This is a genomic window from Streptomyces sp. NPDC029674, assembly GCF_044903205.1.
Taxonomy (GTDB): domain Bacteria; phylum Actinomycetota; class Actinomycetes; order Streptomycetales; family Streptomycetaceae; genus Streptomyces.
Window position 1 is genome coordinate 154,058 of the sequence record NZ_JBJDPY010000006.1, and the last position, 25,895, is coordinate 179,952.

Below are 25,895 nucleotides of genomic sequence, written 5' to 3' on the forward strand. Positions count from 1 at the left end.
GTGCGGTGTCGCGTGCGGTGTCACGTGCGGTGTCCCCGAAAGGGCGACTTCGGCCATGTCTTGCGGCCCCGGGCCCGCGGACCTCGGCAGAGTCGGAGCGGCAACGCCACCCAGCACGACCCCCCGAAGGGACCCGCACATGAAGTACGGCAAGCGGCTCGCCGGCACCGCCATCACCGCGTCCGCCCTGCTCGGCACGGCCCTGGCGACGATCCCCGCGGCCACGGCCGCTCCGGCCGCCCCCGCCACCGCCGAGGCCTCGTTCCGCGGCACCGCCCCCTCCTGCGTCAAGCGGGACGTCATCAAGCACCGGAAGTACGTGAAGGTCACCAACCGCTGCGGCCGGGCCATGCACCTGAAGGTCGTCATCGACTGGGGCAACGACTCGCCGTGCCTGACGTACCAGCCCAACGAGCAGTGGGAGTGGAACTGGGGCCGCGGCTCCTACGGCAAGGTGGTCACCTGCTGAGCCCGCCCGGACTCAGCGACTGAGCCGGCCCCGGCTCATCCCGCCCCCGGCGTGACAAGACCCGTCTCGTACGCGACCACCACCGCCTGCGCCCTGCTGTCCAGGTCCAGCTTGCTCATCGTGCGGTTGAGGTGGGTCTTCACGGTGGCCTCGCTGATGTAGAGCCGCTCCGCGATGTCCGCGTTGGTCAGGCCGCGGGCGATCAGCTTGAGAACCTCGACCTCGCGCAGGGTCAGCGCCGCGAGATCGGGCGGCGGCCGGCCCTGCGCCCCTTCCGGCCCCGCCCCCTCGCCACCGGCCCCCTGCCGGGCGAACGCCTCGACGAGACGGCGCGTCACGCTGGGCGCGAAGAGCGCGTCGCCACCGCCGACCGCCGCCACCGCGGCGAGCAGCCGCTCCGGCCCCGAGTCCTTGAGCAGGAACCCGGAGGCGCCCGCGCGCAACGCCCCGTACACGTACTCGTCGAGGTCGAACGTCGTCAGGACCAGGATGCGCGGCGCCGGTTCGCTGGCCTGCTCCAGGATCTTCGCGGTGGCCGTGATGCCGTTCATGCCCGGCATCCGGATGTCCATGAGGACGACGTCGGGAGAGGTACGGGCGGCGAGCTCCACCGCCTCGTCGCCGTCGCCCGCCTCGCCGACGACCTCGATGCCCGGCGCGGCGCGCAGCAGACCCACCAACCCCGCACGGATGAGGAATTGGTCGTCGACGACGAGCACTCTGATGCATGCAGTCATCCGGTCACCCGGTCACCCGGCTCATTCCGTTGCGTCGTCCCCCCGCGCCGCGGCGCGCGCCGAGGTCGGCAGGGTGAGCCGCACGGCGAATCCCCCCTCGCTCAGCGGGCCGATACTGATCGCCCCGCCGTAGAGCTTGGCCCGCTCCCGCATCCCAATCAAGCCGTGCCCGCTCCCCGTCCGCACTCTGGCCTGATTCGCCCCCTCGTTCACCCCCTCTCCCGCACTCGCCGGGCCATTGATGACCGATACCTCGATGTGCTTGCGCTCGTAGGCGAGTTCGACGGTCGCCGCAGCTCCGTGGGCGTGCTTCAGTACGTTGGTGAGCGCCTCCTGCACCACGCGGTACGCGCAGAGTTCGACGCCGGGCGCCACCGGCCGCGGGGTTCCCGTGACGCGCAGTTCGACGGGGGCTCCCCCGGCGCGGACCCGTTCGACCATCTCGTCCAGGCGGGCGAGGCCCGGCATGGGCGCGGCGGGGACGTCACCGGTCTGTTCGCCGTCCTCGTCCCGGAGCACCCGCAGCATGCGGCGCAGCTCTTCGAGCGCCTCGCCGCTCGTCCCGGAGATGGTGCCGAGCGCGGCGCGCGCGGTGCCGGGGTCGGAGCCGAAGACGAACGTCGCGAGGCCGGCCTGCACGGATATCACCGACATGTGGTGGGCGACCACGTCGTGCAGTTCGCGCGCGATCCGGCCCCGCTCCTCGGCGACCTCGCGCCGGGCCCGTTCGTCCTGCTCCCGCTTCAACTGACGTGCCAGCTCGGCCGTCCGGCGCGCGACGTACCCGAAGCGCCAGAGGACGAGGGAGAAGCCGACGGCCTGGCCGATGACGGACGCCATCGAGGCGTCCTCGGTGATCGCGCCGGCGTAGATCCAGAGGGCGGCCATCAGCGCGGCGCAGGCGAGGGAGGTGCGCGGGGGACGCAGGGAGGCGACGGTGTAGACGGTGAGCATGGGGCCGAAGGTGCCGACCACGGGCCAGTAGCCCGCGGTGACGTACACGAACCACGCCAGGTGTACGACGAGAAGTACGGTGAGCGGCGCCCTGCTCCGGGCCGCGACCGGCACGCAGACCAGCGCCACCAGCGCGTATCCCAGGGGGTCGAGCGGGATCCAGCCCTGCTTCACGGACTCCTGCCCGAGCAGCACGGCCACCGTGGTCAGGGCGACCGCGATGAGTGCGTCCACGGCGAGGGGGCGAATCCGCATCGTCGCAGCGTAACGCGCGTATGGGCGCCGGAACGTCAACCAGCCGCGGTACCGCGGAAGTTGTAGGAACCGGCGGTGTACCGCGTCTGGAGGAGGGCGGGTTCAACCCAGCACGGGACGACGCGGCAGGCGTCCCGCCCGTAGCTTGTTGAACCAGGGATCGCGGCCGTCGGGGGGAACGTACGGGGGAAGGCCCGGTCCACATGGCGGTGGCCCGTCCCCTCGGGGGAGGACGGGCCACCGTCACGCGTACATGCGTGCCGTACGGCTAGATCGTGTAGTGCAGCGTGTCGTCCAGGAACGGGATCTCCAGCCACGGGTGGGGCTGCGCCATCATCGCGAGCAGCACGATGGCGAGGCCGAGCGCCCCGTACGTGACCATGTCGGTGAACCGGGAGCGCACCGCCAGCATCCCCACGTCGGGCAGCGCCCAGCGCAGCGCGGCGCCGCCGATGAGGGCGACGCCGATCAGCAGTGTGCCGACGCGGAACACGTCGAGCGCGGTGAGCAGCAGTCCGAGCCCGACCAGGGAGACGACGCTGAGCAGCGGCCACTGCCGGGCCGGCGCGGGCGCGTCACCGGCCGCGGCCCGGCCGCCGCCCTCGGGCCGCGCGGTGTCCCGGGTGAACAGCGGGAAGCGGCGCGACACCTTCCGCGGCCGTCCGTCCGGGCCCGGCGCGCTGACCGCGCCCTTGGCCTGCGGCACGTCCGCGCTGGCGCCCCCGTCGGCCTCGGAGGCGGCCGGGCCGCTGCCCGGGCCGGCCTCCGGCCTGCTGGCCTCGCTCATGTCCTCGCCTCTTTCCCGTTCAGCGCGCTGCGCGTTCCGCGGCCTCGACGACGTTGACCAGGAGCTGGGCGCGGGTCATCGGGCCGACGCCGCCCGGGTTCGGGGAGATCCATCCGGCGACCTCGGCGACGCCCGGGTGCACGTCGCCGACGATCTTGCCGTTCTCGTCGCGGGAGACGCCCACGTCCAGGACGGCGGCGCCCGGCTTCACGTCCTCGGGCTTGATCAGGTGCGGCACGCCCGCCGCGGCCACGATGATGTCGGCGCGCTTCAGGTGCGCGGCGAGGTCGCGGGTGCCGGTGTGGCACTGGGTGACCGTGGCGTTCTCGGACTTGCGGGTGAGAAGGAGCGGCATGGGCCGGCCGATGGTCACGCCGCGGCCGACGACGACGACCTCGGCGCCCTTGATCTCCACGTCGTGCTGCCGGAGCAGCCGGATGATTCCGTACGGCGTGCAGGGCAGCGGCGCCGGCTCGTTCAGGACGAGGCGGCCGAGGTTCGTCGGGTGCAGTCCGTCGGCGTCCTTGGACGGGTCCATCAGCTCCAGGATGCGGTTCTCGTCGATGCCCTTGGGGAGGGGGAGCTGGACGATGTAGCCGGTGCAGGCGGGGTCCTCGTTGAGCTCGCGGACGACCGCCTCGATCTCCTCCTGGGAGGCGGTGGCGGGCAGTTCGCGCTGGATGGAGGCGATGCCGACCTGCGCGCAGTCGCGGTGCTTGCCCGCGACGTACTTCTGGCTGCCCGGGTCGTCGCCGACCAGGACGGTACCGAGTCCGGGCGTGACGCCCTTCTCCTTCAGGGCCGCCACGCGGGCGGTCAGTTCGGACTTGATCGCGGCTGCGGTGGCCTTGCCATCGAGAATCTGGGCGGTCATGGCTCCATCTTCCCGGATGAGACCCGCCCGGTACCAATCAGGTCCTCCCCCTGGCCTGCCGGGGGTTCACCCGCTGATCAGCGAGGTTGCACTTGCACAACACATACCGAATGCGGCTGGACAAATAAGCCGAGCCTAAAGAACGATATGCGGCACAGTGCCGCGGGCAGTGTCGGGGGGACGGACCGCATCTGTAACACCTTCCTCCGTGATGTGCCGCGTCGTCCCCGCACCACCCGACGGAGGAAGACCGCCATGAGTTACGGCGACCCGAACAACCCATACGGGCAGCCGCCCCAACAGCCCCCGGCCGCGCCCGGGTACGGCTACCCCCAGCAGGGCCCGCCCGGCGTCCCGCCGCAGCAGCCCTACGGCTACCCGCAGCAGCCGGCCTACCCCGGCTACCCCGGCGGCAACATGATGCCGCAGACGATGCCGGGTCTCCTGGTCACCGCGCGCGTCTTCCTGTTCCTGATCTCGGCGGTGCAGATCCTCTTCGCGATCCTCTACCTGTACGTCGCCGCCGTCGCCAACGACGTCTCCGACAACGCCGACGACTTCGGCCTCGGCGGGGTGAGCGACGGCGGGGACGCCGTGGCGGGCATCGCGGTGATCGCCGCCCTGGTGGCGGCCGCTTTCGCGACGCTCTCGATCACGCTCGGCGTGAAGTTCGGGCGCGGCGGCCAGGGCGTCAGGATCACCACCGTCGTCTACGGCGCGCTCGGCGGCGTCGTCGGTCTGATCGCCCTCTTCGTCGGCCTCGACTCCGGCCTCGCCAGCGCGGTCATCGGCCCGCTGATCTGGGTCGTCTTCGCCATCATCATCACCATCGCGCCCGTCGTCCCCAGCGGCACCGCGTGGTTCAACCGCCCGCGGTACTGAGCGAGTTCTCCGCGCGCGCGTAAGCACACGTAAGCACACGTAAGGGCCGCACCACTCCTGGCAAGGAGGGTGCGGCCCTTGTGCGTACGGCTCACCTGTGCGTACGGCTCAGTGGAAGAAGTGCCGCGTCCCCGTGAAGTACATCGTCACGCCCGCCTTCTTCGCGGCCTCCACGACCAGCTCGTCGCGGACCGAACCGCCCGGCTGCACCACGGCCTTGACGCCCGCGGCGGTCAGGATCTCCAGGCCGTCGGGGAAGGGGAAGAACGCGTCGGAGGCGGCGTACGAGCCACGGGCCCGCTCCTCGCCCGCGCGCTCGACCGCTAGCTTCGCGGAGTCGACCCGGTTGACCTGGCCCATGCCGACGCCGACGGAGGCACCGTCCTTGGCGAGCAGGATCGCGTTGGACTTGACCGCGCGGCACGCCTTCCAGGCGAACGCCAGCTCGGCGAGCTCGCCCTCGTTGAGCGCGTCACCCGTGGCGAGCGTCCAGTTGGCGGGGTTGTCGCCGTCGGCCTGGAGGCGGTCGGTGACCTGGAGCAGCGCGCCGCCGTCGATCTGCTTGACCTCGACCGGGTTCGCCGGCGCCCGGTGGGCGCGCAGCACGCGGATGTTCTTCTTCTTGGTGAGGACTTCGAAAGCGCCGTCCTCGTACTCCGGCGCGACGATGACCTCGGTGAAGATGTCGGCGACCTGCTCGGCCATCTCCTTGGAGACCGGGCGGTTGACGGCGATCACGCCGCCGAACGCGGAGAGCGGGTCGCAGGCGTGCGCCTTGCGGTGCGCCTCGGCGACGTTCACGCCGATCGCGATGCCGCACGGGTTGGCGTGCTTGATGATCGCGACGCAGGGCTCGTCGTGGTCGTACGCGGCACGGCGCGCGGCGTCCGTGTCCGTGTAGTTGTTGTACGACATCTCCTTGCCGTGCAGCTGCTCGGCCTCGGCGAGGCCGCCCGTGCCGTCGACGTAGAGGGCCGCGCCCTGGTGCGGGTTCTCGCCGTAGCGGAGCACGTTCTTGCGCTCGTAGGTGGCGCCGAGGAAACCGGGGTGGCCGGAGTCGTCGGTCGCGGCGTAGTCATCCGCGAACCAGCCGGCCACCGCCACGTCGTACGCGGCCGTGTGCTGGAACGCTTCTCCCGCGAGCCGCTTGCGCGCGGCCAGGTCGAAACCGCCCGCCTTGACCGCCGCGAGCACGTCGGCGTACCGCTTCGGGTCGGTGACGACCGCGACCGACGGGTGGTTCTTGGCGGCGGCGCGGACCATCGAGGGGCCGCCGATGTCGATCTGCTCGACGCATTCGTCGGGCGTCGCGCCCGAGGCGACGGTCTCCTTGAAGGGGTACAGGTTCACGACGACGAGCTGGAAGGGCTCGACGCCCAGCTCGGCGAGCTGGTTGCGGTGGTCCTCCAGACGCAGGTCGGCGAGGATGCCCGCGTGCACCTTCGGGTGCAGGGTCTTGACCCGGCCGTCCAGGCACTCGGGGAAGCCGGTGAGCTCCTCGACCTTGGTGACGGGCACCCCGGCGGCGGCGATCCGCCCGGCGGTGGAGCCGGTGGAGACGAGCTCGACGCCCGCCTCGTGCAGCCCGCGCGCGAGCTCCTCGAGGCCGGTCTTGTCGTAGACGCTGACGAGCGCGCGCTTGATGGGGCGCTGCGCGGCGGTCGCGGCGGTCGCGTTCGCGTTCGCAGCGTTCGTAGCTTCGGCGGTCACGGGATAAGAACCTTTCGTCCCTCAATGCGGTAGCCGTGCCGGGCCAGACGCCCCACGACATCGACGAGCAGCGTGCGCTCGACTTCCTTGATGCGCTCGTGCAGAGCGCTCTCGTCGTCCTCGTCCCGGACCTCGACCACGCCCTGGGCGATGATCGGGCCGGTGTCGACGCCGTCGTCGACGAAGTGGACGGTGCAGCCGGTGACCTTCACGCCGTACGCGAGCGCGTCGCGCGCGCCGTGGGCCCCCGGAAAACTGGGCAGCAGCGCGGGGTGCGTGTTCACGAACCGCCCGCCGAAGCGCGCGAGGAACTCCTTCCCCACGATCTTCATGAACCCGGCGGAGACCACCAGGTCCGGCTCGTGCGCGGCCGTCGCCGCGGCGAGCGCCGCGTCCCACTCGTCGCGGGTCGCGTACTCCTTCACCCGGCAGACAAAGGTCGGGATCCCGGCGCGCCCGGCGCGCTCCAGGCCCGCGATGCCGTCGCGGTCGGCGCCGACGGCGACGATCTCGGCGCCGTAGTGCTCGGCCCCCTCGGCGGTGATGGTGTCGATCAGGGCCTGAAGGTTCGTGCCCGACCCGGACACCAGCACGACGAGGCGCTTCGGGCGCGCGACCACAGCGCTCTTGGCCACAGCGGGGCCTTTCTCGGAGGATGCGTCTCGGAAGGCGCGTCTTTGCGTCTCGTAAGGCGCGTCTTTGCGTCTTTGTACGGTCGTACGAAGGCTTCGGGCCCCTCGATACGGGGAACCCTACGAAGCGGCCGACCGCGAGCAACGATACCGGCACCCGGAACCGCCCCTCACGGGACGGGGGCGCGGGCGGAAGGTAGCGTCTGACAAGAAGGCGCCTGAATACCGAAGAACGCCGAGTTGCCGAGCCGCACAGCGGCTCCTCCACGGCCCTACCAAGGGGAAGACGCACACCTGATGCCGGACCGTAGCCGCCCTTCGTCTCCGCCGCAGGACCCGGACTCCCAGGGACCCGAGTCCCGGGGCCAGGGTGCCCAGGGAACGGGCAAGGACGACGACAACCCCTTCGCGCCACCGCCGGAGGGGACCCCGGACCGGCCCTGGCAGCCGCGCCGCCCCTCCGGTGACTCCGGGCCGGACGACCAGAACTCGGGCGGCGGCCACGGCTCCCCCTGGGGCAGCCAGTGGAGCGACCGGCAGCCCGGCCGCTCCCCGGGCGGCTTCGGCGAGCGCCCCGGACAGGGCCAGGGCCAGCAGGACGGCCCCGGCAAGGACGGCCCCTCGGGCTCCGGCGGTGGCGGCGGCATGCGCTGGGACCCGACGGACCCGGCCCAGCGCCGCGCGCGGTACGCCCTGCTCTCCGGCATGTGGGGCTTCTTCTTCGCCCTGTTCGGCTGGCGGTACGTCGCGCTGCTGCTCGGCGCGCTCTCGGTGATGTGGGCGGTCCAGTCGCTGCGCGCGAAGCCGAGGACGCCGGACCCGACGGCTCCGGCGCCCGCCTCGCCCGCCGCGACCGGCGAGACCGCCCCGGGCGGCCGGACCAAGACCGACCCGGCGACGTCCACGAGGCCGCAGACGACGGCCGCGATCAGCGGCCTGGTGACGGGCGGGCTCGCGCTGATCATGGTGGCGGCCACGTTCACCGCGCAGCTGGTGTACCGCGACTACTACACGTGCGTGGACGACGCGCTCACCAACACGTCGAAGCAGTCCTGCGAGGACCTGCTGCCGAAGCAGCTGCGGCCGCTTCTGGGGGAGCAGGACGACTAGGACTAGGACTACGACTAGGACCCCTTCGGGGGGCGCCGTTCCCAGTCCCAGAGGCGTTCCCCCTCCTCCTTCAGCGCTTGCCAGCGGGCTTCGCGGGCGGCGGCGTCGTCGTCGGGCCGGGAGGGGTGGGGCTTGAGGGGGAGCGATTGCGGCGTTGCCGGTCCTGGTTCGGGGGTTCCGGCGGGGTTCGGGGGCTCGGCTGGTTCTGAGAGATCTGAGGTCTGTAGGGGCTCTTGGAGTTGTCGGGGCTCTCGGGGCTCTTGAGGTGCGGCCGGGGTCGGGGGCAAGGGCGGGATCGGGGGCATGGCGACCATGGGCGCGGCGCCCGGAGGCTCGTCGTCCGTAGCCGTTCGGCGGGCCCACGGGAGCCGCAGCGAAGGGACCGCCGGCCGCGGCAGCCACGGCACCCGCTCCCTGCCCTGCTTCTGCTCCTGCTCCCGCGTCCGCCCCCGTTTCAGCTTCCCCTCGTACTCCCGCTCCCGCTCCCGCTCCCGCTCCCGCCGGACCTTCACGGTCGGCACCCGCAGCCGCCACGCCCGCAGGATCAGCGCCGCCGGCACGCCGACCCCCATCGTCCAGCCGAGCGCCGCCGCCCCCACCTGCCACCACACCGGTCCGAACTCGGCGAGCACCGCCACGCCCATCGGGCCGCCCGCGAGCGCCGCGAGCACCGCCATCACCGCCCCGCACAGCACCGCCGCCATCGCGGCACCCACGGCCGTCCGCCCCGGCGGCCACGCATCGTCACGTTCTCCGAAGGCGGGCGCCGCCGCCTGGACCGTGCACCACGCGACGGCGAAGCCGGCCGCCACGGGCACCACCGCGGCCAACCAGGTCAGGGGTGTTCCGGGCCCCGCCGACGGCACCGCCGCGAGCAGCGGGAAGGGGGGCAGCAGCGGCGCCGCGCCCGCGGCGAGAGGGCTGATGACGGTCCCCGCGCCGAGAGTGAAGCCGGGCCCGAGGCCGTAGGCCGCGCCCCACACCGAGGCGTTCGGCACGAGGACGAGGGCCAGCAGGAGCACCGCGAGCCGCCCCGACCACACGTCCGTGACCTGCGTGAACGACGTCTGCACCAGTCCGGGGCGCAGCGCGAGCGACACCGCGACGAGCAGCGCGCCGCCGCCGACGAGCGCCAGGGCTCCCGCCACCCCGGCCCGGGTGACGGCCACCGCGCGGCCGCGTACGAGGAACCCCCGTACGAGAGCGGCGCGGAGCGTGGCGCGCGTCTCGTCGGACAGCCCGGACAGCGGGCGGCGCAGGAACTCAGGCAGTGGCCCGAGCGGGCGGCCGCGCGCCGTCCACACCCCGAGCCCGGCCGCGCCCACCGCGAGCACCGGCACGTGCGCGGCCGCGCTGATCCAGTCGGGTCGCAGCGCACCGCCCGCCGCGTACAGCGCCGCGGCCACGCCGATCAGCAGATAGCCGCACACCACGCCGCACCACGCCGTCTGCGCGGGGTGCCCGCCCTCGTCGGGGGACGACACGTCGCGCGCCGACCGGTGCAGCAGCCAGACCGGCAGGACGACGATGAGCAGCGGCGTCACACCGATCGGCGCGGGCGTCCCCGAGAGCGTGTCCGCCCTGACCAGGTCGGTGCCGTGGGCCAGCAGCCAGAGCCCCGCCGCGACATGCAGGGCGCCGTCGGGTCCGCTGTCCGGGTACGGGGAGGTGGTCCACAGCACCATCACCAGCACGGCGAACGCGGCGAGCCCCAGTCCCGCGGCGACGGCCCCGCTCAGGACGCAGGCGGCCAGACCGGGCGAATGGAGGCGGACGCGGACCCGCGCGTATGGCGGCTCGGCAGGCGGCGACGAGGCGTGGGGATCGGTCGTCTGGGTCACGCGGCCATGCTGCCAACGACACGCGCTTTCTTCCCGTAACAGGCGAATATCGGATGTGTCGCCCAATATACGTTTATGTACTTTTTCGTACGGCGGGTCGGCTGCGCCCGGCCTCCCGCCGCACGTCGGCCCACTGTGCGGAGAGTCCGGAGAGTCCGACATGCCCCAGAGCCCTGCCACGCCTCTGCCGTCCCCCGAGGAACGCCGCAGGCTGCGCGAGGCGAAGTCGCTGAGCCAGGCCGACATCGCGGCGAAGATCGGCGTCAGCCGCGAAACGGTCCGTTCCTGGGAGGCGGGCCGCACCGCGCCACGGGGCCGCAAACGTGAGGCGTACGCGAGGCTTCTGAACGCGGGGACGACGCCGCCGAACACCAAGCGGGCGGCGAAGACCCGGACACCGGCGCGGACCGCGGCGCGAACCCCGGCACCGGCGACGGCCACCGCCCCCACGGCCAACAGCCCCGCCCGGCCGGGCCCTCACCCCTCATCACCATCCCCGCAACCGGTTCGGGTGATGACGACCGCCGCGCCCCCGCAACCGCGGGACGCCAGCCCCACCCAGGCCTTCGACGCCCTCTGCGCCTACTGCGCCCCCGGCCTCGTACGCCAGACGTACCTGCTCACCGGGCGGCGGGGCCTCGCCCAGGAGTCGGTGGAGCGGGCCTTCCAACTGGCGTGGCAGCGCTGGCCCGAGGTGGCGGTCGACCGCGACCCCGCGGGGTGGGTGCGCGCGGCGGCGTACGAGTACGCGATGGCTCCCTGGCACCGCTTCCGGCCCGGCCACCGGCACCCGGACATGCTGCCCTCGTCGGCGGCCGACCGCGCCTTCCTCGACGTACTCCTGAGCCTGCCGCCCGCGCAGCGCCGCACCCTGATGCTCTACGACGGCCTCGGCCTCGACCTGCCGGAGACCGCCGCCGAAACGGAGGCGAGCACGCCCGCCACCGCGAACCGCCTGCTGCACGCGCGCGAGACGATCGCCGAACAGATGCCCGAACTGGCGGACCCCGAAGTGCTGCACCGGCGCCTCAGGGAGGTCGGCGGCGCCGAGATGCTGCGGCTGCCCAAGGCGGAACGGGTCCGGACCGGCAGCGAGTACCGCGCCCGCTTCTGGACGCGCGCGGCCATCGCGTTCACCGCGATGATCGTCGGCGCGACGGCACTGACCCTGAAGAACGCGCCCACCGAGTACGAACCCCCACAGGCCCCCGGCACCGCCATCAACGGCGTCCCCCCACGCATGGGCCCGGGCCCCCTCTCCTACGAGGACACCACCCTCCGCGAAAAACTCCGCGCAGAACTGACAAACACCCACCACCGCCTGACCCCCGAAAGCGGCTGAGCGAGCGGGGAGGGTGCTCTTCAGGATCTTCAGGGGCGCGGGGAACTGCGCAACAAGCCCCACCGGCCGCGCTTTTCAGGGGCGCGGGGAACTGCGCGACAAGCCCCCACCGGACTCGCAGCCGAAAAGAGAAAGTGGGCCCGCACCAACCAGGTGCGGGCCCACTTTCAATCACTGCTCAACCGACGGAGTCAGCCCGCCAAGATCTCGCGCGCCAGCTTAGCCGTCTCGGTCGGCGTCTTGCCGACCTTGACGCCGGCGGCCTCGAGGGCCTCCTTCTTCGCGGCAGCCGTGCCGGAGGAGCCGGAGACGATGGCGCCCGCGTGGCCCATCGTCTTGCCCTCGGGCGCCGTGAAGCCCGCGACGTAACCGACGACCGGCTTCGTCACGTTCGCCTTGATGAACTCCGCCGCGCGCTCCTCCGCGTCGCCGCCGATCTCACCGATCATGACGATCAGGTCGGTGTCGGGGTCGGCCTCGAACGCCTCAAGGGCGTCGATGTGCGTCGTGCCGATGACCGGGTCGCCACCGATGCCGACGGCCGAGGAGAAGCCGATGTCACGGAGCTCGTACATCATCTGGTACGTCAGCGTGCCGGACTTCGAGACCAGGCCGATGCGGCCCGGCTTCGTGATGTCGCCCGGGATGATGCCGGCGTTCGACTGGCCCGGGGTGATGAGACCGGGGCAGTTCGGGCCGATGATGCGGGTCTTGTTGCCCTTCGACTTCGCGTACGCCCAGAAGGCGGCGGAGTCGTGGACGGCGATGCCCTCGGTGATGACGACGGCGAGGGGGATCTCGGCGTCGATCGCCTCGACGACGGCGGCCTTGGAGAAGGCCGGCGGCACGAAGAGGACGGAGACGTTGGCGCCCGTCTTCTCCATGGCCTCCTTGACGGAGCCGAAGACCGGGACCTCGGTGCCGTCGAAGTCGACGGACGTGCCGGCCTTGCGCGGGTTCACGCCGCCGACGATGTTCGTGCCGTCACCCAGCATGAGCTTGGTGTGCTTCATGCCCGTGGCACCGGTCATGCCCTGGACGATGACCTTGCTGTCCTTGTTGAGGAAGATAGCCATGGCTGTTCTTTCCCTCGTCCCTTACTTCGCGGCCGCGAGCTCGGCGGCCTTGTCGGCCGCGCCGTCCATGGTGTCCACACGCTGCACGAGCGGGTGGTTGGCGTCGCTCAGGATCTTGCGACCCAGCTCCGCGTTGTTGCCGTCGAGGCGCACGACCAGCGGCTTCTCGACCTTCTCGCCCTTGGAGGCGAGCAGCTCCAGGGCCTGCACGATGCCGTTGGCGACCTCGTCGCACGCGGTGATGCCACCGAACACGTTGACGAAGACGGACTTGACGTCCGAGTCGCCGAGGATGATCTCCAGGCCGTTCGCCATGACCTCGGCGGAGGCGCCGCCACCGATGTCGAGGAAGTTGGCAGGCTTCACGCCGCCGTGCTTCTCACCGGCGTACGCGACGACGTCCAGGGTCGACATGACCAGGCCGGCGCCGTTGCCGATGATGCCGACCTCGCCGTCGAGCTTGACGTAGTTGAGGCCCTTGGCCTTGGCGGCAGCCTCGAGCGGGTTGGCTGCGTCCTTGTCCTCGAGCGCCTCGTGGTCGGCCTGGCGGAAGTCGGCGTTCTCGTCGAGCGAGACCTTGCCGTCCAGGGCCAGGATGCGGCCGTCCTTGGTCTTCACCAGCGGGTTGACCTCGACGAGGAGCGCGTCCTCGGCGACGAAGGTCTTCCACAGGGTCACCATCGCCTCGGCGACACCCTCGGCCACGTCGGCCGGGAACTTCGCCTGGGCCACGATCTCGCGGGCCTTCTCGATGTCCACGCCCTCGACGGCGTTGACCGGAACCTTCGCGAGGGCCTCGGGGGTGTTCTCCGCGACCTCCTCGATGTCCATGCCGCCCTGCACCGAGGCCATGGCCAGGAAGGTGCGGTTGGTGCGGTCGAGGAGGTACGAGACGTAGTACTCGGCCTCGATCTCCGGAGACAGCTCGGCGATCATCACCTTGTGGACCGTGTGGCCCTTGATGTCCATGCCGAGGATGTCCGTCGCGCGAGCGACGGCCTCGTCCGGGTTCGCCGCCAGCTTCACGCCGCCGGCCTTGCCGCGGCCACCGACCTTCACCTGCGCCTTGACGACCGACTTGCCGCCCAGTCGCTCGGTGGCCTCGCGCGCCGCCTCAGGCGTGTCGATGACTTCACCGGCCAGCACCGGTACACCGTGCTTGGCGAAGAGGTCCCTCGCCTGGTACTCGAACAGGTCCACGCGCGTCCGTCCCTTATCCGTGATCTCGCTGCGATCTCGCTGCATTGGTGTCAGCTGTCTGCATGGGCGTGCCGCGGAGGGCAACGTGACTGCGCTGTCACAAGGGAGGCGTAGGACGGAGTCCAGTACGCGGCATGTCCGTCTCGCAGGTTATCGCCGCAGGACGTGGGTCCCTAAATCACAGATCACATTTGGGCGGTGATGACGGTCACAGATCGCGTGGTCACCGCGGCAAAACCCCCGGCCGCCGTGCCGCCCTGGCCACCTCTGCGGCCTCGGACACCCCTTGTTTGCTCTGGTTGCTCCCGCGATCAGCTCACCATGTCCGGTATGGGAAGAGGGCGCTTCTCGATCGCCGCGGCCATCACCTCCGGGAAAAGGTCCGGGGTGCAGGCGAAGGCCGGTGCGTCCAGCGCGGCGAGCGCCGCCGCGTGCTCGCGGTCGTACGCGGGCGCCCCTTCGTCGGAGAGCGCGAGCAGCGTCACGAACTGCACTCCGGACGCCTTCATCGCCGCGACCCGCTTCAGCATCTCGTTGCGTATGCCGCCTTCGTAGAGGTCGCTGATGAGGACGACGACCGTGTCGGCGGGCCGGGTGATCTGCGACTGGCAGTACGCGAGCGCCCGGTTGATGTCGGTCCCGCCCCCCAGCTGCGTACCGAACAGGACGTCCACCGGGTCGTCGAGCTGATCGGTCAGGTCGACGACGTTCGTGTCGAAGACGACGAGCCGCGTGTTCAGCGACCGCATGGATCCGAGCACGGCTCCGAACACGGAGGCGTAGACGACGGACGCGGCCATCGACCCCGACTGGTCGATGCAGAGGACGACCTCCTTCTTCACGGACCGGGACGCCCTCCCGTACCCGATGAGCCGCTCGGGGACGATCGTCCGGTACTCCGGCAGGTAGTTCTTGAGGTTGACCGCGATCGTGCGGTTCCAGTCGATGTCGTGGTGGCGCGGCCTGCTGACGCGGGCGCTGCGGTCGAGGGCGCCGGTGAGCGTGGAGCGGGTGCGCGTCGCGAGCCGCTTCTCCAGGTCCTGGACGACCTTGCGGACGACGGCACGCGCGGTCTCCTTGGTCGTCTCCGGCATGGCCTTGTTGAGGGAGAGCAGGGTGCCCACCAGGTGCACGTCGGCCTCGACCGCCTCCAGCATCTCCGGTTCGAGGAGGAGCGTGGAGAGCCCGAGCCGGTCGATGGCGTCACGCTGCATCACCTGGACGACCGACGAGGGGAAGTACGTCCGGATGTCCCCGAGCCAGCGCGCCACGGACGGCGCCGACGCCCCGAGCCCCGCCGACCGCTCCCTCCCCCGGCCGTCCTTCTCACTCCCACCCCCATACAACGCCGACAACGCACCATCCATCGCCGCATCCCGCCCCCCGAGCCCACACCCCGTCCCGTCACCCTCACCCCCACCCAACACAAGCCGCCACCGCCGCAACCGCTCATCGCCGGCCGTGTCAACCCCGGCCGTCCTGTCGACCCCGGCCGTCCTGTCGACCCCGGCCGTCCTGTCGACCCCGGCCGTCCTGTCGGCCCCGGTGGCCTTGTGGGTCCCGGCTGCCCTGGCCGCGCCAGCTGCCCTGATTCCCCCAGCCGCCCCAGCAGCCCCAATCCCCCGAGTCATCCCGCCACCCCCGCACGCTCACCGTCACCGTCGATCCCCACCGCGGCCCCCATTTCCGCCCGTACCCCTACGTCCCCCTGCGCCCCTGCGTCCCCCTGCACCCTCATGTCCCCCTGCGCCTCCACTTCCCCTTGTACCTCTACCTCCCCGTACACCTCATGCATCTCCACTCCCCCTTGCGCCCCCATCCGCACCCCCAGCAACAGCTCCACAACCGGCACCACGGCGTCCGCGCGCTCGGCATCGATCTCTTCGGCGAATCCGGGCAGGCCTCCCCCGCCCCCGGGCCCTGCCCCGCCCCCGCTCCCCACGGCCCCCGCCCCGGCACCCACCGGCCCGCGCCGCACCAGCTCGCCCAACGTCCGCCGGACCCCCGGTTCGTACGCCGAGAAGGTGCGCCGCAGCAGCGGCAGTACGTCGGTGAAGGCGGTGTCCGATACCCCGCACAACCAGTCGTCGACCAGGGCGAGCAGCCGTTCGTCGTGCACCAGCAGCATGCCGCCGCCGGACCCGCCCCCGACGAACCCCTCGATCCAGGCCGCCGCCTCGGCAGGACCGCTCCCCCGGGAGAGCGCGAGCCCCATGAGCCGGGCGACCTCCTCGTCCCCCAACTCCCCGCCGTCCAGGAGCAGCCGCACACTCCGCCCCCGTACGACCCCGGCGACGGTGTCCCGCCGCCCCAGCACCCGGAGCACGGAGTGCCAGCGCTGCCGCACGCCCCGTCCCGCCGCATCCGCCGCGGGCGGGCCGGCGGTGCCCTCCACGCCGGGTGTTGACGACCGGGACGGCGCCGACCCGTCGGCCGGGCCCACGCGGACGTCACCGAGCAGCCCCACCGCCTGGTGAACGGCATCGACGTGCCCCCGCATCTCCAGAGCCGCGTCCGCGTCCAGCCCCGCGCACGCGGGCGGCAACCCGACGAAGACGCGCTCGGCGAGCCCGAGGGCCACGCCGGTCAGCGCCTCGGTGCCGGTCCCCCGGACATCCCCGTACCGGAGGGACCGCACCAGCGCGGGCAACGCCTGCGCGAGGTGGCCGACATCCGCGTCCAGCGCCGCCCGGTCCGCCAGCACCCGCATCACCACGGGCAGGGCGTCCGGCAGCTCGGCCAGCAGGCACTGCTCGGCGAGCGCGGTGACATCGGCGAGGGCCCGCGCCTCGACCGCGTCGGACGAGGCCTTGCCCGTGGCCGCGGCGAGGACCGTCGTCCCCCACACCCCCGCCTCCGCGAGCCGCACGGAGAGCTCCGGCTCCCACCGCAGCCGCCACGTCTCCCGGAACGTCCCCGTGCTCCCCCGGGACGCCACCGGCTCCCCCCAGCGGACGCCGAGCAGCCGCAGCCGGTGGAGCAGTCTGCTGCGCGCGGCGTCCGTCTCCTTGCGAAGGTCCAGCTCCAGCTCCCGCTCCAGCGCCTCCGGTTTGAGCCGCAGCCTGCGCTGCAGCCGCGTGAGGTCCCGCTGCAGCGGCACCGCGGGCGCCGAATCGGGCACTTCACCCAGCACGTCGCCCACGACGAGCTTGTCGTGCACGAGCGCGAGCGGGACGTCGGAGCCCTCGCACAGCACCGCCCGCACGGCGTCGGTCGTCTCGGTGAGCCCGGCCAGCGGCCGCCCCCGCATCGCGGCCAGCGTGTCGGCGAGCCGCACCGCCTCGATGACGTGCGCGGACGAGACGAGCATGTCCTCGTCGCGCAACAGCCCCGCGACCTTCGTCATCCACCGCTCGACGGGCCGGTCGGGCGCGCTGAACAGATGCCCGTACCAGCCGGGGGAGGTGATCCCCGCGCCGTAACCGCTGGCGCGGGAGAGCCGACGGTGGGTCCAGGGAACCCACGTCATCTCCGCCTTCACCTTGGGCAGCCCCTTGAGCAGCGCCCGGTCGGCGGCCACGGTGACCTTCCGCAGCAGCGCGGGGACGTGCCACGCCCCGCACACCACGGCGACCCGGCCCGACCCGAACTCCTTCTGCGCGGCACGCACTTGGAGCCGCATGTACGCCTCGCGCACCAGGTCACGGTCGTGCCCGCCGTCCCCGTACGCCTCGCGCAGCGCCCCCATCGCGTCGCTCAGCGCCTCGAACGGCGCGAACGCGTCACCGCCCGCCCCCCGGTGCTCGACGACGTCCTCCCACCAGCGCTCCGGGTCGTCGTACCCCGCGGTCTCGGCGAGGACGCCGATGGGGTCGATCCGCACGTCCCCCTCGACCGCACCCTCACTCCCGTCGCCCTCCTTTCCGTCCTCTCCCTTTCCGTCCTCCCCCTCACCGTCGTCCCCGGCGCGCAGGGCGAGCGAGTGCGCCGCGGGCAGGTCGATGAAGCGGACCGTCGCCCCGTGCCGCAAGGCCCACTGAATGGCGACCCACTCCGGGGAGAACTCCGCGAGCGGCCAGAACACCGAGCGGCCCGGCTCGTCCACCACGTGCGCGAGCAGCGCCACCGGCGGCCGCATCCCCTCCTCGGCGGCGATCGGCACCAAGGCGTCGGCCTCGGGCGGGCCCTCCACCAGTACGACATCGGGCCGCCCCTCGTCGAGCGCCGCCCGCACCGCGCGCGCGGAGCCAGGCCCGTGGTGCCGCACCCCCAGCAGCAGCGGTTCCCGCACGCCCGTCATGCGCTCACCTCGCGGCACGCGCGGTAGAAGTCCTTCCAGCCGTCACGCTCCCGCACGACCGCCTCCAGATACTCCTGCCAGATCACTCGGTCCGCCGCCGGATCGCGCACGACGGCGCCGAGGATGCCGGCCGCGACATCACCGGGGCGCAGGACGCCGTCCCCGAAGTGGGCGGCGAGCGCGAGGCCGTTGGTGACGACGGAGATCGCCTCGGCCGTGGACAGCGTGCCGCTGGGCGACTTCAGTTTCGTACGCCCGTCAGCCGTCACACCGTCGCGCAGTTCACGGAAGACGGTGACGACACGGCGTATCTCGTCGATGCCTTCCGGGCCCGTGGGCAGGTCGAGGGAGCGGCCGATCTGGTCGACGCGGCGCGAGACGATGTCGACCTCGGCGTCGGCGCTCTCGGGGAGCGGCAGGACGACGGTGTTGAAGCGGCGGCGCAGGGCGCTCGACAGGTCGTTGACCCCGCGGTCGCGGTCGTTGGCCGTGGCGATGAGGTTGAAGCCGCGCACGGCCTGCTGCTCCTGCCCCAGCTCCGGGATGGGCAGCGTCTTTTCCGACAGGATCGTGATCAGCGTGTCCTGCACGTCGGCCGGGATGCGGGTCAGCTCCTCGACGCGTGCCGTCATGCCCTCCGCCATCGCCCGCATGACGGGGCTGGGCACGAGCGCGTCGCGGCTGGGGCCGTGCGCGAGCAGCTGGGCGTAGTTCCAGCCGTACCGGATGGCTTCCTCGGGGGTGCCCGCCGTGCCCTGGACGAGCAGTGTCGAGTCGCCGCTGACCGCGGCCGCGAGATGCTCGGACACCCAGGTCTTCGCGGTGCCGGGGACGCCGAGCAGAAGCAGGGCACGGTCGGTGGCGAGGGTCGTGACGGCGACCTCGACGATGCGTCGCGGCCCCACGTACTTCGGTGTGATCACCGTGCCGTCGGGCAGGGTGCCGCCGAGCAGATACGTGGCGACCGCCCACGGCGAGAGCTTCCACCGCTGCGGCCTCGGCCGGTCGTCCTGCGCGGCGAGCGCGGCCAGTTCGGCGGCGAAGGCGTGCTCGGCGTGCGGCCGCAGGACGCCCGACGGATTCGCGGTCGCGGACGTCGCGGACGTCGTCGGGTCGACGGAAACGGTCATGGAGCGATCCCCCTCCAGCTCGTCCGGACGCATCTGGCCCGGATATGTCTCCACGGTGCACCACGCCACTGACAATCGCCCTCCACACCCCTCTGACCTGCAACGACCCACACGCCAGGGCCGATTGTCAGTGGCTGCGCCTACCTTCGAGACATGACTCAGCAGGGGGTGCGCTGGACGGCGGATCAGGTGCTGGCACTGGCTCCTGACGCTCCGTCGCGCAAGGCGGGTAGCAAACTCGGCGTCGCCGGCCCATGGTCGGAGGCGGGCAGTTCTGGCGAGGGGACGGTGTGGGGGCTGTGCAAGGGCAGTGGCAGCAAGCCGTATCAGACGGTCGTCGACATCGCGGACACCGCGGGACCGGCGTACAAGTGCAGTTGTCCGAGCCGCAAGTTCCCGTGCAAGCACGCGTTGGGGCTGCTGCTGGTCTGGGCGGGCGCGGACGGCACCGTGCCGGAAGGCGGCGACCCGCCGGACTGGGCCGCGGAATGGCTCGCGTCACGTCGTAAAAGACCCAGTGAGGGCGGAAGTTCGGCTGCGGCGCCGACGGGTCCGGCCGATCCGGAGGCGGCGCGCAGAAGAGCGGAGAAGCGGGCCGACCGGATCACCGCGGGGGCGACGGAGCTGGAGCAGCGCCTGTCCGACCTGCTCCGCGGCGGCACCGCCTCGGCCGAGCAGGCGGGGTACGGCGCGTGGGATGAGACGGCGGCCCGCATGGTCGACGCCCAGGCGCCGGGACTGGCGTCGCGGGTGCGGGAGTTGGGGGCGATCCCATCCTCCGGACCCGGCTGGCCGGCGCGCCTCCTGGAGGAGTGCGCGCTGCTCCACCTCCTCGACCAGGGCTGGCTCCACCGCGACCGGCTGCCGGACAGCCTCGCGGCGGCGGTCCGCTCCCACGTCGGCCTGCCCGCGCACCCGGAGGGCCCGCCCCTGCGGGACCGCTGGCTGGTCCTGGCCCAGTACGACACGGCGGACAGCAGACTCACCACACGCCGCATATGGCTGTACGGCACGGAGTCCGGCCGTAACGCGCTCCTCCTCTCCTACGGCGCGGCGGGCCGCGCTCCCACGCTCGCTCTCCCTGTGGGTCTCGCGCTCGATGCCGAGGTGACCGCTTACCCGGGCGCGTCCCAACTCCGCGCGGACCTGGGCGAACAGTTCTCTGCGCCGACGCCCACCGCACACCGCCCTCCAGGCGTACGCACGGAAGAGGCCACCGCCCGCTACGGCGAGGCGCTGCGCGGCGACCCCTGGCTGGAGTCCTGGCCGGTGACGCTCTCCGAGGTGATACCGGCCCGCCACGAAGACTCCTGGCAGCTGGCCGACGCCGAGGGCACCACAGCCCTTCCGCTGACCCCGTCCGCCACGTCCAGGCCAGGCCTGTGGCGCCTGGTCTCCCTGTCCGGAGGCGCACCGCTGACGGTGTTCGGCGAGTGCGGCCATCAAGGCTTCACACCCCTCACGGCCTGGCAGCAGGACTCGCGAGAGCCGGTGTCGCTGTGCTGACAACCGCACACCAGGAGACACACATGACCACCCCGCACTCCGCCCCGCACCCCACCGGGCACCCCGTCCCCACCTGGGACGACCTGGTCACGGCGGCCTTGCTGGGCACCGACCGCCGCGCGCTGCCGCCCGCCCTCCACACCCCCGGCAAAGAGGCGCCGCTCGCCCTCCTGGACGCGGCGGCGGTGCAGACGGTGCGCCGCAGAGCAGGCCTCCGCCCTGCCCCGGCCGCCGCACCACCCGAGCCCGCGGCGGACGACCCCAGACCGCAGGTGCCGCCCGCCGCCAGGCGCAGGCTCGCCACGCTGCTCACCGACCAGCCCGGCTCCGGCAGCGGCGGCCGGCGCGGCGCCGCACCCGACCTGACGGAGCTCCTGCCCCAGTGGCTGGCCCTGGCCAACGCGCGGGGGTACGGCCCACCGCCCGAGCTCCTGCCCGCCCTCCTGAACGCGGCCCGCGGCCGCACGGACCTGCGCCCTCAGGCCCTCATCTTCGCCGGTCCGAGAGCCCTGTGGCTGGCCCGCCTGAACCCCGACTGGAAGTTCGCACTCCGCGCCACTCCGGGCGGTGGCGTGGCGCTCCCGTCCACCGACGACGTGCCCGGGGTCAGGCAGCTCTGGGAGGAAGGCCTCTTCGCCGAGCGCGTGGCCCTCCTGACCGCACTCCGCGCAGACACAGGTACAGGCACGGGGACGGGCACGGGCAACGCCCGCATGGCCCTGGACCTGCTCACCTCGACCTGGCCGACGGAGCGTGCGGAGGACCGCCTGATGTTCCTCGACTCGCTGCGCACCGGCCTGTCCCCCGAGGACGAACCGTTCCTGGAGCAGGCCCTCACCGACCGCAGTCGCAACGTCCGCTCCACGGCGGCGGAACTGCTCTCCGCGCTCCCCGAATCGGCCCTGGCGGGGCGGATGGCGGCGCGCGCGGCGTCCTGCGTGGCCGTCGACCACACATCGAACACCCCGACCCTCACCGTCGAGGCACCGCACGAGTGCGACGCGGGCATGGAGCGGGACGGCGTGGTCCCGAAGCCCCCCGCCGGCCGCGGCGAACGCTCCTGGTGGCTCGGCCAGCTCGTGGAATCGGCCCCGCTCGCCACCTGGCCGCCCCGGCTCGGCCACCGCACACCGACCGAGATCGTGGCCCTCCCCGTCGCCGACGACTGGCGGGGCGAACTGCACGCGGCATGGTGCCGCGCGGCAGTACGCCAACGGGACGTCGACTGGTCCAGAGCCCTCCTGGGCGCCCCCGCCTCGCCCGACGCGGCGGGCCCGGGCGCCGTGTCCCTCGCCGAGCGGGCCAAACTGCTCACCTCCCTGCCCTCCGCCGAACGCGCGGACTGGGTGGCGGGCTTCATAGCGGCGCACGGCCTGTCGGAGGCGTTCCAGCTGCTCGGCGTCTGCACAATCCCCTGGTCCGGGCCGCTGGGCCGGGCCGTGGTGGACTCCCTGAACATCGCGCGGGACGCGGGCAGTTACCCGTGGAGCTTCAGCGGGGTGATGGGTCTTGCGGAACGCTGCCTGGACCCGGCGGAGGCGGTCCGCCTGGAAGCGCTCACCGCTGTCCCCGACGAACCGGAGGACGCGTCACCCGGCGCGGGCAGCTACTGGTCGGAAGCCTTCCAACGCCTGGTCACCACCCTGCGGCTGCGCGCGGCGATACGCGACGAACTGCCTCCGCCGACATGACGGCGCCGTCAGGCAGCCTGCCGTACGTTGCCCCGCACCCACTCCACGATCGACGTGGTGGTGGCTCCCGGCGTGAAGATCTCCGCGACACCCTTCTCCTTGAGCGGTGCGATGTCCGCCTCCGGGATGATGCCGCCGCCGAACACCTTGATGTCCTCCGCGTCGCGCTCCTTCAAGAGCTCCAGCACGCGCGCGAACAGCGTGTTGTGCGCCCCGGAGAGGATGGAGAGGCCGATCGCGTCGGCGTCCTCCTGGATCGCGGTGTCCACCACCTGCTCGGGCGTCTGGTGCAGCCCGGTGTAGATGACCTCCATACCTGCGTCACGCAACGCCCGAGCAATCACCTTGGCCCCGCGATCGTGCCCGTCGAGCCCCGGCTTGGCGACCACCACGCGGATCGGCCCGGCTGCCACACCCATCACTGCCTCCATGTACCGATATCCGTACCGACAACAGTCTGTCCCGGCACAGATACCCCGCACCGCACCGGCCGGGGAAGTGAACGAACGTTATCCCCAGCATCGCGCAAGCGGCAGTTTCACGGTGGAGAGCGAGGGGGAAATCACACGTGGGACACGTTCGCTGCGCGCCCGTCCGTAACCCAGGGGTTCACGCTCCGCATCCGGACCAGGCGCGAGGGGAGCCGCAACGAGACGCCGGGCCACCGCGCCGGCAGCCGCACGGCGTGGTGATACCGCGCATCGGCGATGCAACGGGGGCACGGAGTCACCGCGGAGCGGTGGCCGGGATCGCCATCGCACAGCCGACTCCTCGAACACGACTCCCCCTAGGGCACACGGGGGACAGAGCCTCCCTTCCGTGCGCCAATCGGGAGGTCGACGATGCCGGTCACAGAGGCCCACGCGGGGGCCCGCCCCTTTCGTCCACTCGGCTCGCTGCTGCCGAAGATCCTCGGCCTGACCCCACTCCCGGCCCTTCCATCCCTCCCGTCCCTCCCATCCCTCCCCGCCCTGCCGGTCAAAGTGGCAGGCCTCTCCGTCGCCCTGCTGAAGGCGACCGCGCTGGAGCTGACGATCCTCGCGGGCCACCTGCTCCTCTATCCCTCGGGCATCACCCAGGAGCGCAGGCCGGCCCCGGTCCAGCCACCTCCGGGAGCTCCCCGTCTCCCGCCGGACGGCAGGCCGCCGGTTCTGCTCCTGCACGGCTTCATCGACAACCGCTCGGTCTTCGTACTGCTGCGCCGCGCGCTCTCCCAGCACGGCGGCCGCCGCGTGGAGACCCTCAACTACTCGCCGCTGACCTGCGACATCCGCGTCGCCGCCGAGCTGCTCGGCCGCCACATCGAGGAGATCTGCGAGCGCACGGGACACGCCCGGGTCGACATCGTCGGGCACAGCCTCGGCGGCCTGATCGCCCGCTACTACGCACAGCGGCTCGGCGGTGACGCACGCGTACGCACCCTGGTCACGCTCGGCACTCCGCACGCCGGCACCCGCGTCGTGCCGCTCGCGGACGCCCACCCGATCGTCCGGCAGATGCGGCCGGGCTCCGACGTGATCGAGGAGTTGAAGGAACCGGCGCCGGACTGCCGCACGCAGTTCGTGAGCTTCTGGAGCGATCTGGACCAGATCATGGACCCGCTGGAGACGGCCTGCGTCGACCACCCCGACCTGCTCGCGCAGAACATCCGCGTGACCGGAATCGGTCATCTCGCGCTGCCGGTGCACCCCGCGGTCGCGAACGGCATACGCCAGGCGCTCGACCTGGCGAATCCGGGAGCCGACGCCAAGAGCGCCCCGGGCGGACTCACCGTCGCCTGAAACAGGCCGACCGCACCGGCCCCTATCGAACGAACCTCGAACGCAGAGCCAAGGCTGTGCCCACAGTCCCCCGAAAGACGGCCGAATGCCCGTTTCCTGAAACCGTGAAACCTGCCGAAGATTGTCGCGCCCGTATACCGCCGGGTACAGTCGCCGCACTGCTCCGCCCCTGCTGCCGAGGCGAAAGAGAAGTTGGTGAACGACCGTCACCCGTCGGGGAGCTCGACTCCCCCGTCCTCGGCACCCGGCGCCGACCAACCGCACTACCCGACGTACGACCAACAGGGCGCCCAGCACGGCGGCTACGGCTACGACACCTACTCCACCGGCACCTTCGCCACGACCGGTCCCGACACCGGAAGCTTCGATACCGGCAGCTTCGCGACCGGCGGTTTCGACACCGGTACCTTCGCCACCGACCCGCTCTTCGGTGACATGCCGGGCGCCGCGCACGACACCGGCCAGTGGGCGACCACCACAGCCACCACGGCCCCGCCGCAGCAGACGACGCTCGTCCAGGATCCGTACGCCGCGCAGTACTACGCCGAGACGTACGACACCGGCAGCTACGACACCGGCTCGATGTGGTCGACCGGTGGCTACCAGCAGCTCGTCGACATCCCCTCGCAGCCGGGCCCCGACTCCACGGGCCAGTGGGACACCGCCGCCTGGAACCAGGCGCCGCAGACCGGCGAGTGGGACACGCAGACCTTCGACACGAGCGCGTACGAGCCGCACGACGCGGGCCCGCCGGACGACGCGCCCCAGTCGTACGAGGCGGAGCAGCCCGAACTCGACCAGTACGAGATCAGCGCCGACGCCGCGTACGGGGCCACGGACTCCGAGCCGGCCACCACGGATTCCCGGAGCGCCGCCCCCCGGCCGTCCCGCTCCTCCCGCGGAAAGAGCGGCGGCGCCGACGGCGGCGGCCGCTCCAGGACCCGCCGCAGGAGCCCGGCCAAACGATCCGCCCTGTTCACCGTCGCGGTGCCCTCGGCCTGCGTGATGGGGGTCGCCGGAGTGGCCGCCGCCTCCGTGGGCAACTTCGGCGGGGACGACGACAAGAAAGAGACGACGGCTTCGGCTCCGGACGTCACGTCCGTGCAGCCCTCCGCCGCCAACAGCAAGCTGGACACCCAGCTGGCGAACCTCTCCGCCGACGCAGGCGACTTCGCGGACCGCGCGAGCCGCACGCAGGAACGCATCGACCTCAAGGCCGAGAAGGCGGCCGCCGAGAAGAAGGCGGCGGCCGAGGCGGCGCGCAAGGAGCGGCTGCGCCCCAAGTTCGCCCTGCCGGTGAAGCAGCACGGCCTGAGCGCGCAGTACGGGCAGGCGGGCGTCAACTGGATGTCCGCGCACTCCGGCATCGACTTCCCGGTGTCGTACGGCTCGGAAGTCTTCGCCGCGACCGACGGCACCGTGTCGACGAAGTGGAACAGCGCCTACGGCAACATGGCGATCGTCACCGCCAAGGACGGCACGGAGACGTGGTACTGCCACCTCTCCACGCACAAGATCTCCAGCGGTCCCGTGAAGGCGGGCGAGACCATCGCCTTCTCCGGGAACTCCGGCAACTCCACGGGCCCGCACCTGCACTTCGAGGTGCGGCCGGCCGGCGGCTCGGCGATCGACCCGCTGCCGTGGCTGCGCAGCCACGGCCTCGACCCGACGTAACCCC

At 72.2% G+C, this 25,895-nt stretch carries 21 protein-coding genes; 8 read left to right on the forward strand and 13 right to left on the reverse strand.

Annotated features, from left to right (window positions below; all coding sequences use genetic code 11):
- Window positions 1-139: 139 nt before the first annotated feature.
- Window positions 140-469, forward strand: coding sequence for a hypothetical protein (locus ACI2L3_RS16325; protein ID WP_404753040.1), 330 nt, complete (start codon window positions 140-142; stop codon window positions 467-469).
- 35 nt (window positions 470-504) lie between these two features.
- On the opposite strand, the gene ACI2L3_RS16330 is transcribed toward ACI2L3_RS16325, so the two are convergent.
- From ACI2L3_RS16330 to ACI2L3_RS16345, 4 genes are all read right to left on the reverse strand, one after another.
- Window positions 505-1,206, reverse strand: coding sequence for a response regulator (locus ACI2L3_RS16330; RefSeq protein ID WP_404753041.1), 702 nt, complete (start codon window positions 1,204-1,206; stop codon window positions 505-507).
- A gap of 21 nt (window positions 1,207-1,227) precedes the next feature.
- Window positions 1,228-2,415, reverse strand: coding sequence for a sensor histidine kinase (locus ACI2L3_RS16335; RefSeq protein ID WP_404753042.1), 1,188 nt, complete (start codon window positions 2,413-2,415; stop codon window positions 1,228-1,230).
- Between the two features lie 268 nt (window positions 2,416-2,683).
- On the reverse strand, window positions 2,684-3,202 hold the full coding sequence (locus ACI2L3_RS16340; RefSeq protein WP_404753043.1) for a DUF3017 domain-containing protein: 519 nt from the start codon (window positions 3,200-3,202) through the stop codon (window positions 2,684-2,686).
- 19 nt (window positions 3,203-3,221) lie between these two features.
- Window positions 3,222-4,076, reverse strand: coding sequence for a bifunctional methylenetetrahydrofolate dehydrogenase/methenyltetrahydrofolate cyclohydrolase (locus tag ACI2L3_RS16345; RefSeq protein ID WP_404753044.1), 855 nt, complete (start codon window positions 4,074-4,076; stop codon window positions 3,222-3,224).
- A 255-nt stretch (window positions 4,077-4,331) separates the two neighbouring features.
- Here ACI2L3_RS16345 and ACI2L3_RS16350 point away from each other — a divergent pair, with 255 nt between their 5' ends.
- Window positions 4,332-4,958, forward strand: coding sequence for a hypothetical protein (locus ACI2L3_RS16350; RefSeq protein WP_404753045.1), 627 nt, complete (start codon window positions 4,332-4,334; stop codon window positions 4,956-4,958).
- A gap of 108 nt (window positions 4,959-5,066) precedes the next feature.
- Here the strand turns inward: ACI2L3_RS16350 and purH are convergent, their stop codons facing one another.
- Window positions 5,067-6,602 carry a bifunctional phosphoribosylaminoimidazolecarboxamide formyltransferase/IMP cyclohydrolase gene (gene purH, locus ACI2L3_RS16355; protein WP_404753309.1) on the reverse strand — a complete coding sequence of 512 codons (1,536 nt, stop codon included), beginning with the start codon at window positions 6,600-6,602 and terminating at the stop codon, window positions 5,067-5,069.
- A gap of 62 nt (window positions 6,603-6,664) precedes the next feature.
- On the reverse strand, window positions 6,665-7,303 hold the full coding sequence (gene purN / locus ACI2L3_RS16360; protein WP_404753046.1) for a phosphoribosylglycinamide formyltransferase: 639 nt from the start codon (window positions 7,301-7,303) through the stop codon (window positions 6,665-6,667).
- A 294-nt stretch (window positions 7,304-7,597) separates the two neighbouring features.
- Between purN and ACI2L3_RS16365 the strand changes: the two genes are divergently transcribed.
- Complete coding sequence (locus ACI2L3_RS16365; protein ID WP_404753047.1) at window positions 7,598-8,410, forward strand: hypothetical protein; 813 nt, start codon at window positions 7,598-7,600, stop codon at window positions 8,408-8,410.
- Between the two features lie 14 nt (window positions 8,411-8,424).
- Here the strand turns inward: ACI2L3_RS16365 and ACI2L3_RS16370 are convergent, their stop codons facing one another.
- Entirely contained in the window at window positions 8,425-10,251 is a 1,827-nt protein-coding gene (locus tag ACI2L3_RS16370) for a DUF6350 family protein (RefSeq protein ID WP_404753048.1), read from the reverse strand.
- A 160-nt stretch (window positions 10,252-10,411) separates the two neighbouring features.
- On the opposite strand from ACI2L3_RS16370, the gene ACI2L3_RS16375 reads away from it, so the two are divergent.
- Window positions 10,412-11,593, forward strand: a complete 1,182-nt coding sequence (locus tag ACI2L3_RS16375) for a helix-turn-helix domain-containing protein (protein WP_404753049.1) — start codon at window positions 10,412-10,414, stop codon at window positions 11,591-11,593.
- Window positions 11,594-11,784: 191 nt separating this feature from the next.
- Here the strand turns inward: ACI2L3_RS16375 and sucD are convergent, their stop codons facing one another.
- From sucD to ACI2L3_RS16400, 5 genes are all read right to left on the reverse strand, one after another.
- Window positions 11,785-12,669 (reverse strand): succinate--CoA ligase subunit alpha, encoded by an 885-nt coding sequence (sucD, locus tag ACI2L3_RS16380; protein WP_404753050.1) that lies wholly within the window; start codon window positions 12,667-12,669, stop codon window positions 11,785-11,787.
- Window positions 12,670-12,690: 21 nt separating this feature from the next.
- A complete protein-coding gene (sucC, locus tag ACI2L3_RS16385) occupies window positions 12,691-13,869 on the reverse strand; it encodes an ADP-forming succinate--CoA ligase subunit beta (RefSeq protein WP_404753051.1) in 1,179 nt (392 codons plus the stop codon).
- A gap of 311 nt (window positions 13,870-14,180) precedes the next feature.
- Window positions 14,181-15,500, reverse strand: coding sequence for a VWA domain-containing protein (locus ACI2L3_RS16390; protein WP_404753052.1), 1,320 nt, complete (start codon window positions 15,498-15,500; stop codon window positions 14,181-14,183).
- On the reverse strand, window positions 15,497-18,109 hold the full coding sequence (locus ACI2L3_RS16395) for a DUF5682 family protein (RefSeq protein ID WP_404753053.1): 2,613 nt from the start codon (window positions 18,107-18,109) through the stop codon (window positions 15,497-15,499). The genes ACI2L3_RS16390 and ACI2L3_RS16395 overlap by 4 nt, the downstream gene beginning before the upstream one ends.
- The gene (locus ACI2L3_RS16400; protein WP_404753054.1) at window positions 18,106-19,239 is read right to left on the reverse strand and encodes an AAA family ATPase; all 1,134 of its coding nucleotides are present in this window, start codon (window positions 19,237-19,239) and stop codon (window positions 18,106-18,108) included. Before ACI2L3_RS16400 ends, ACI2L3_RS16395 begins: the two co-directional genes overlap by 4 nt.
- A 153-nt stretch (window positions 19,240-19,392) precedes the next feature.
- Here ACI2L3_RS16400 and ACI2L3_RS16405 point away from each other — a divergent pair, with 153 nt between their 5' ends.
- Window positions 19,393-20,745 carry an SWIM zinc finger domain-containing protein gene (locus ACI2L3_RS16405; RefSeq protein WP_404753055.1) on the forward strand — a complete coding sequence of 451 codons (1,353 nt, stop codon included), beginning with the start codon at window positions 19,393-19,395 and terminating at the stop codon, window positions 20,743-20,745.
- Window positions 20,746-20,768: 23 nt separating this feature from the next.
- The gene (locus tag ACI2L3_RS16410; RefSeq protein WP_404753056.1) at window positions 20,769-22,436 is read left to right on the forward strand and encodes a DUF5691 domain-containing protein; all 1,668 of its coding nucleotides are present in this window, start codon (window positions 20,769-20,771) and stop codon (window positions 22,434-22,436) included.
- Between the two features lie 8 nt (window positions 22,437-22,444).
- Here the strand turns inward: ACI2L3_RS16410 and ACI2L3_RS16415 are convergent, their stop codons facing one another.
- Entirely contained in the window at window positions 22,445-22,855 is a 411-nt protein-coding gene (locus ACI2L3_RS16415) for a cobalamin B12-binding domain-containing protein (protein ID WP_362993355.1), read from the reverse strand.
- Window positions 22,856-23,278: 423 nt separating this feature from the next.
- Between ACI2L3_RS16415 and ACI2L3_RS16420 the strand changes: the two genes are divergently transcribed.
- Window positions 23,279-24,217 (forward strand): lipase family alpha/beta hydrolase, encoded by a 939-nt coding sequence (locus tag ACI2L3_RS16420; protein WP_404753057.1) that lies wholly within the window; start codon window positions 23,279-23,281, stop codon window positions 24,215-24,217.
- A 195-nt stretch (window positions 24,218-24,412) separates the two neighbouring features.
- Window positions 24,413-25,891: a M23 family metallopeptidase gene (locus ACI2L3_RS16425; RefSeq protein WP_404753058.1), complete on the forward strand. Its 1,479-nt coding sequence runs from the start codon at window positions 24,413-24,415 to the stop codon at window positions 25,889-25,891.
- Window positions 25,892-25,895 lie beyond the last annotated feature (4 nt).

Excerpts from the sequence above, each read along its gene's own strand:
- ACI2L3_RS16325 (WP_404753040.1), top strand. The coding sequence starts at position 140 with ATGAAGTACGGCAAGCGGCTCGCCGGCACCGCCATCACCGCGTCCGCC.
- ACI2L3_RS16330 (WP_404753041.1), bottom strand. The coding sequence starts at position 1,206 with ATGACTGCATGCATCAGAGTGCTCGTCGTCGACGACCAATTCCTCATC.
- ACI2L3_RS16335 (WP_404753042.1), bottom strand. The coding sequence starts at position 2,415 with ATGCGGATTCGCCCCCTCGCCGTGGACGCACTCATCGCGGTCGCCCTG.
- ACI2L3_RS16340 (WP_404753043.1), bottom strand. The coding sequence starts at position 3,202 with ATGAGCGAGGCCAGCAGGCCGGAGGCCGGCCCGGGCAGCGGCCCGGCC.
- ACI2L3_RS16345 (WP_404753044.1), bottom strand. The coding sequence starts at position 4,076 with ATGACCGCCCAGATTCTCGATGGCAAGGCCACCGCAGCCGCGATCAAG.
- ACI2L3_RS16350 (WP_404753045.1), top strand. The coding sequence starts at position 4,332 with ATGAGTTACGGCGACCCGAACAACCCATACGGGCAGCCGCCCCAACAG.
- ACI2L3_RS16365 (WP_404753047.1), top strand. The coding sequence starts at position 7,598 with ATGCCGGACCGTAGCCGCCCTTCGTCTCCGCCGCAGGACCCGGACTCC.
- ACI2L3_RS16375 (WP_404753049.1), top strand. The coding sequence starts at position 10,412 with ATGCCCCAGAGCCCTGCCACGCCTCTGCCGTCCCCCGAGGAACGCCGC.
- sucD (WP_404753050.1), bottom strand. The coding sequence starts at position 12,669 with ATGGCTATCTTCCTCAACAAGGACAGCAAGGTCATCGTCCAGGGCATG.
- ACI2L3_RS16390 (WP_404753052.1), bottom strand. The coding sequence starts at position 15,500 with ATGACTCGGGGGATTGGGGCTGCTGGGGCGGCTGGGGGAATCAGGGCA.
- ACI2L3_RS16395 (WP_404753053.1), bottom strand. The coding sequence starts at position 18,109 with ATGACGGGCGTGCGGGAACCGCTGCTGCTGGGGGTGCGGCACCACGGG.
- ACI2L3_RS16400 (WP_404753054.1), bottom strand. The coding sequence starts at position 19,239 with ATGACCGTTTCCGTCGACCCGACGACGTCCGCGACGTCCGCGACCGCG.
- ACI2L3_RS16405 (WP_404753055.1), top strand. The coding sequence starts at position 19,393 with ATGACTCAGCAGGGGGTGCGCTGGACGGCGGATCAGGTGCTGGCACTG.
- ACI2L3_RS16410 (WP_404753056.1), top strand. The coding sequence starts at position 20,769 with ATGACCACCCCGCACTCCGCCCCGCACCCCACCGGGCACCCCGTCCCC.
- ACI2L3_RS16415 (WP_362993355.1), bottom strand. The coding sequence starts at position 22,855 with ATGGGTGTGGCAGCCGGGCCGATCCGCGTGGTGGTCGCCAAGCCGGGG.
- ACI2L3_RS16420 (WP_404753057.1), top strand. The coding sequence starts at position 23,279 with ATGCCGGTCACAGAGGCCCACGCGGGGGCCCGCCCCTTTCGTCCACTC.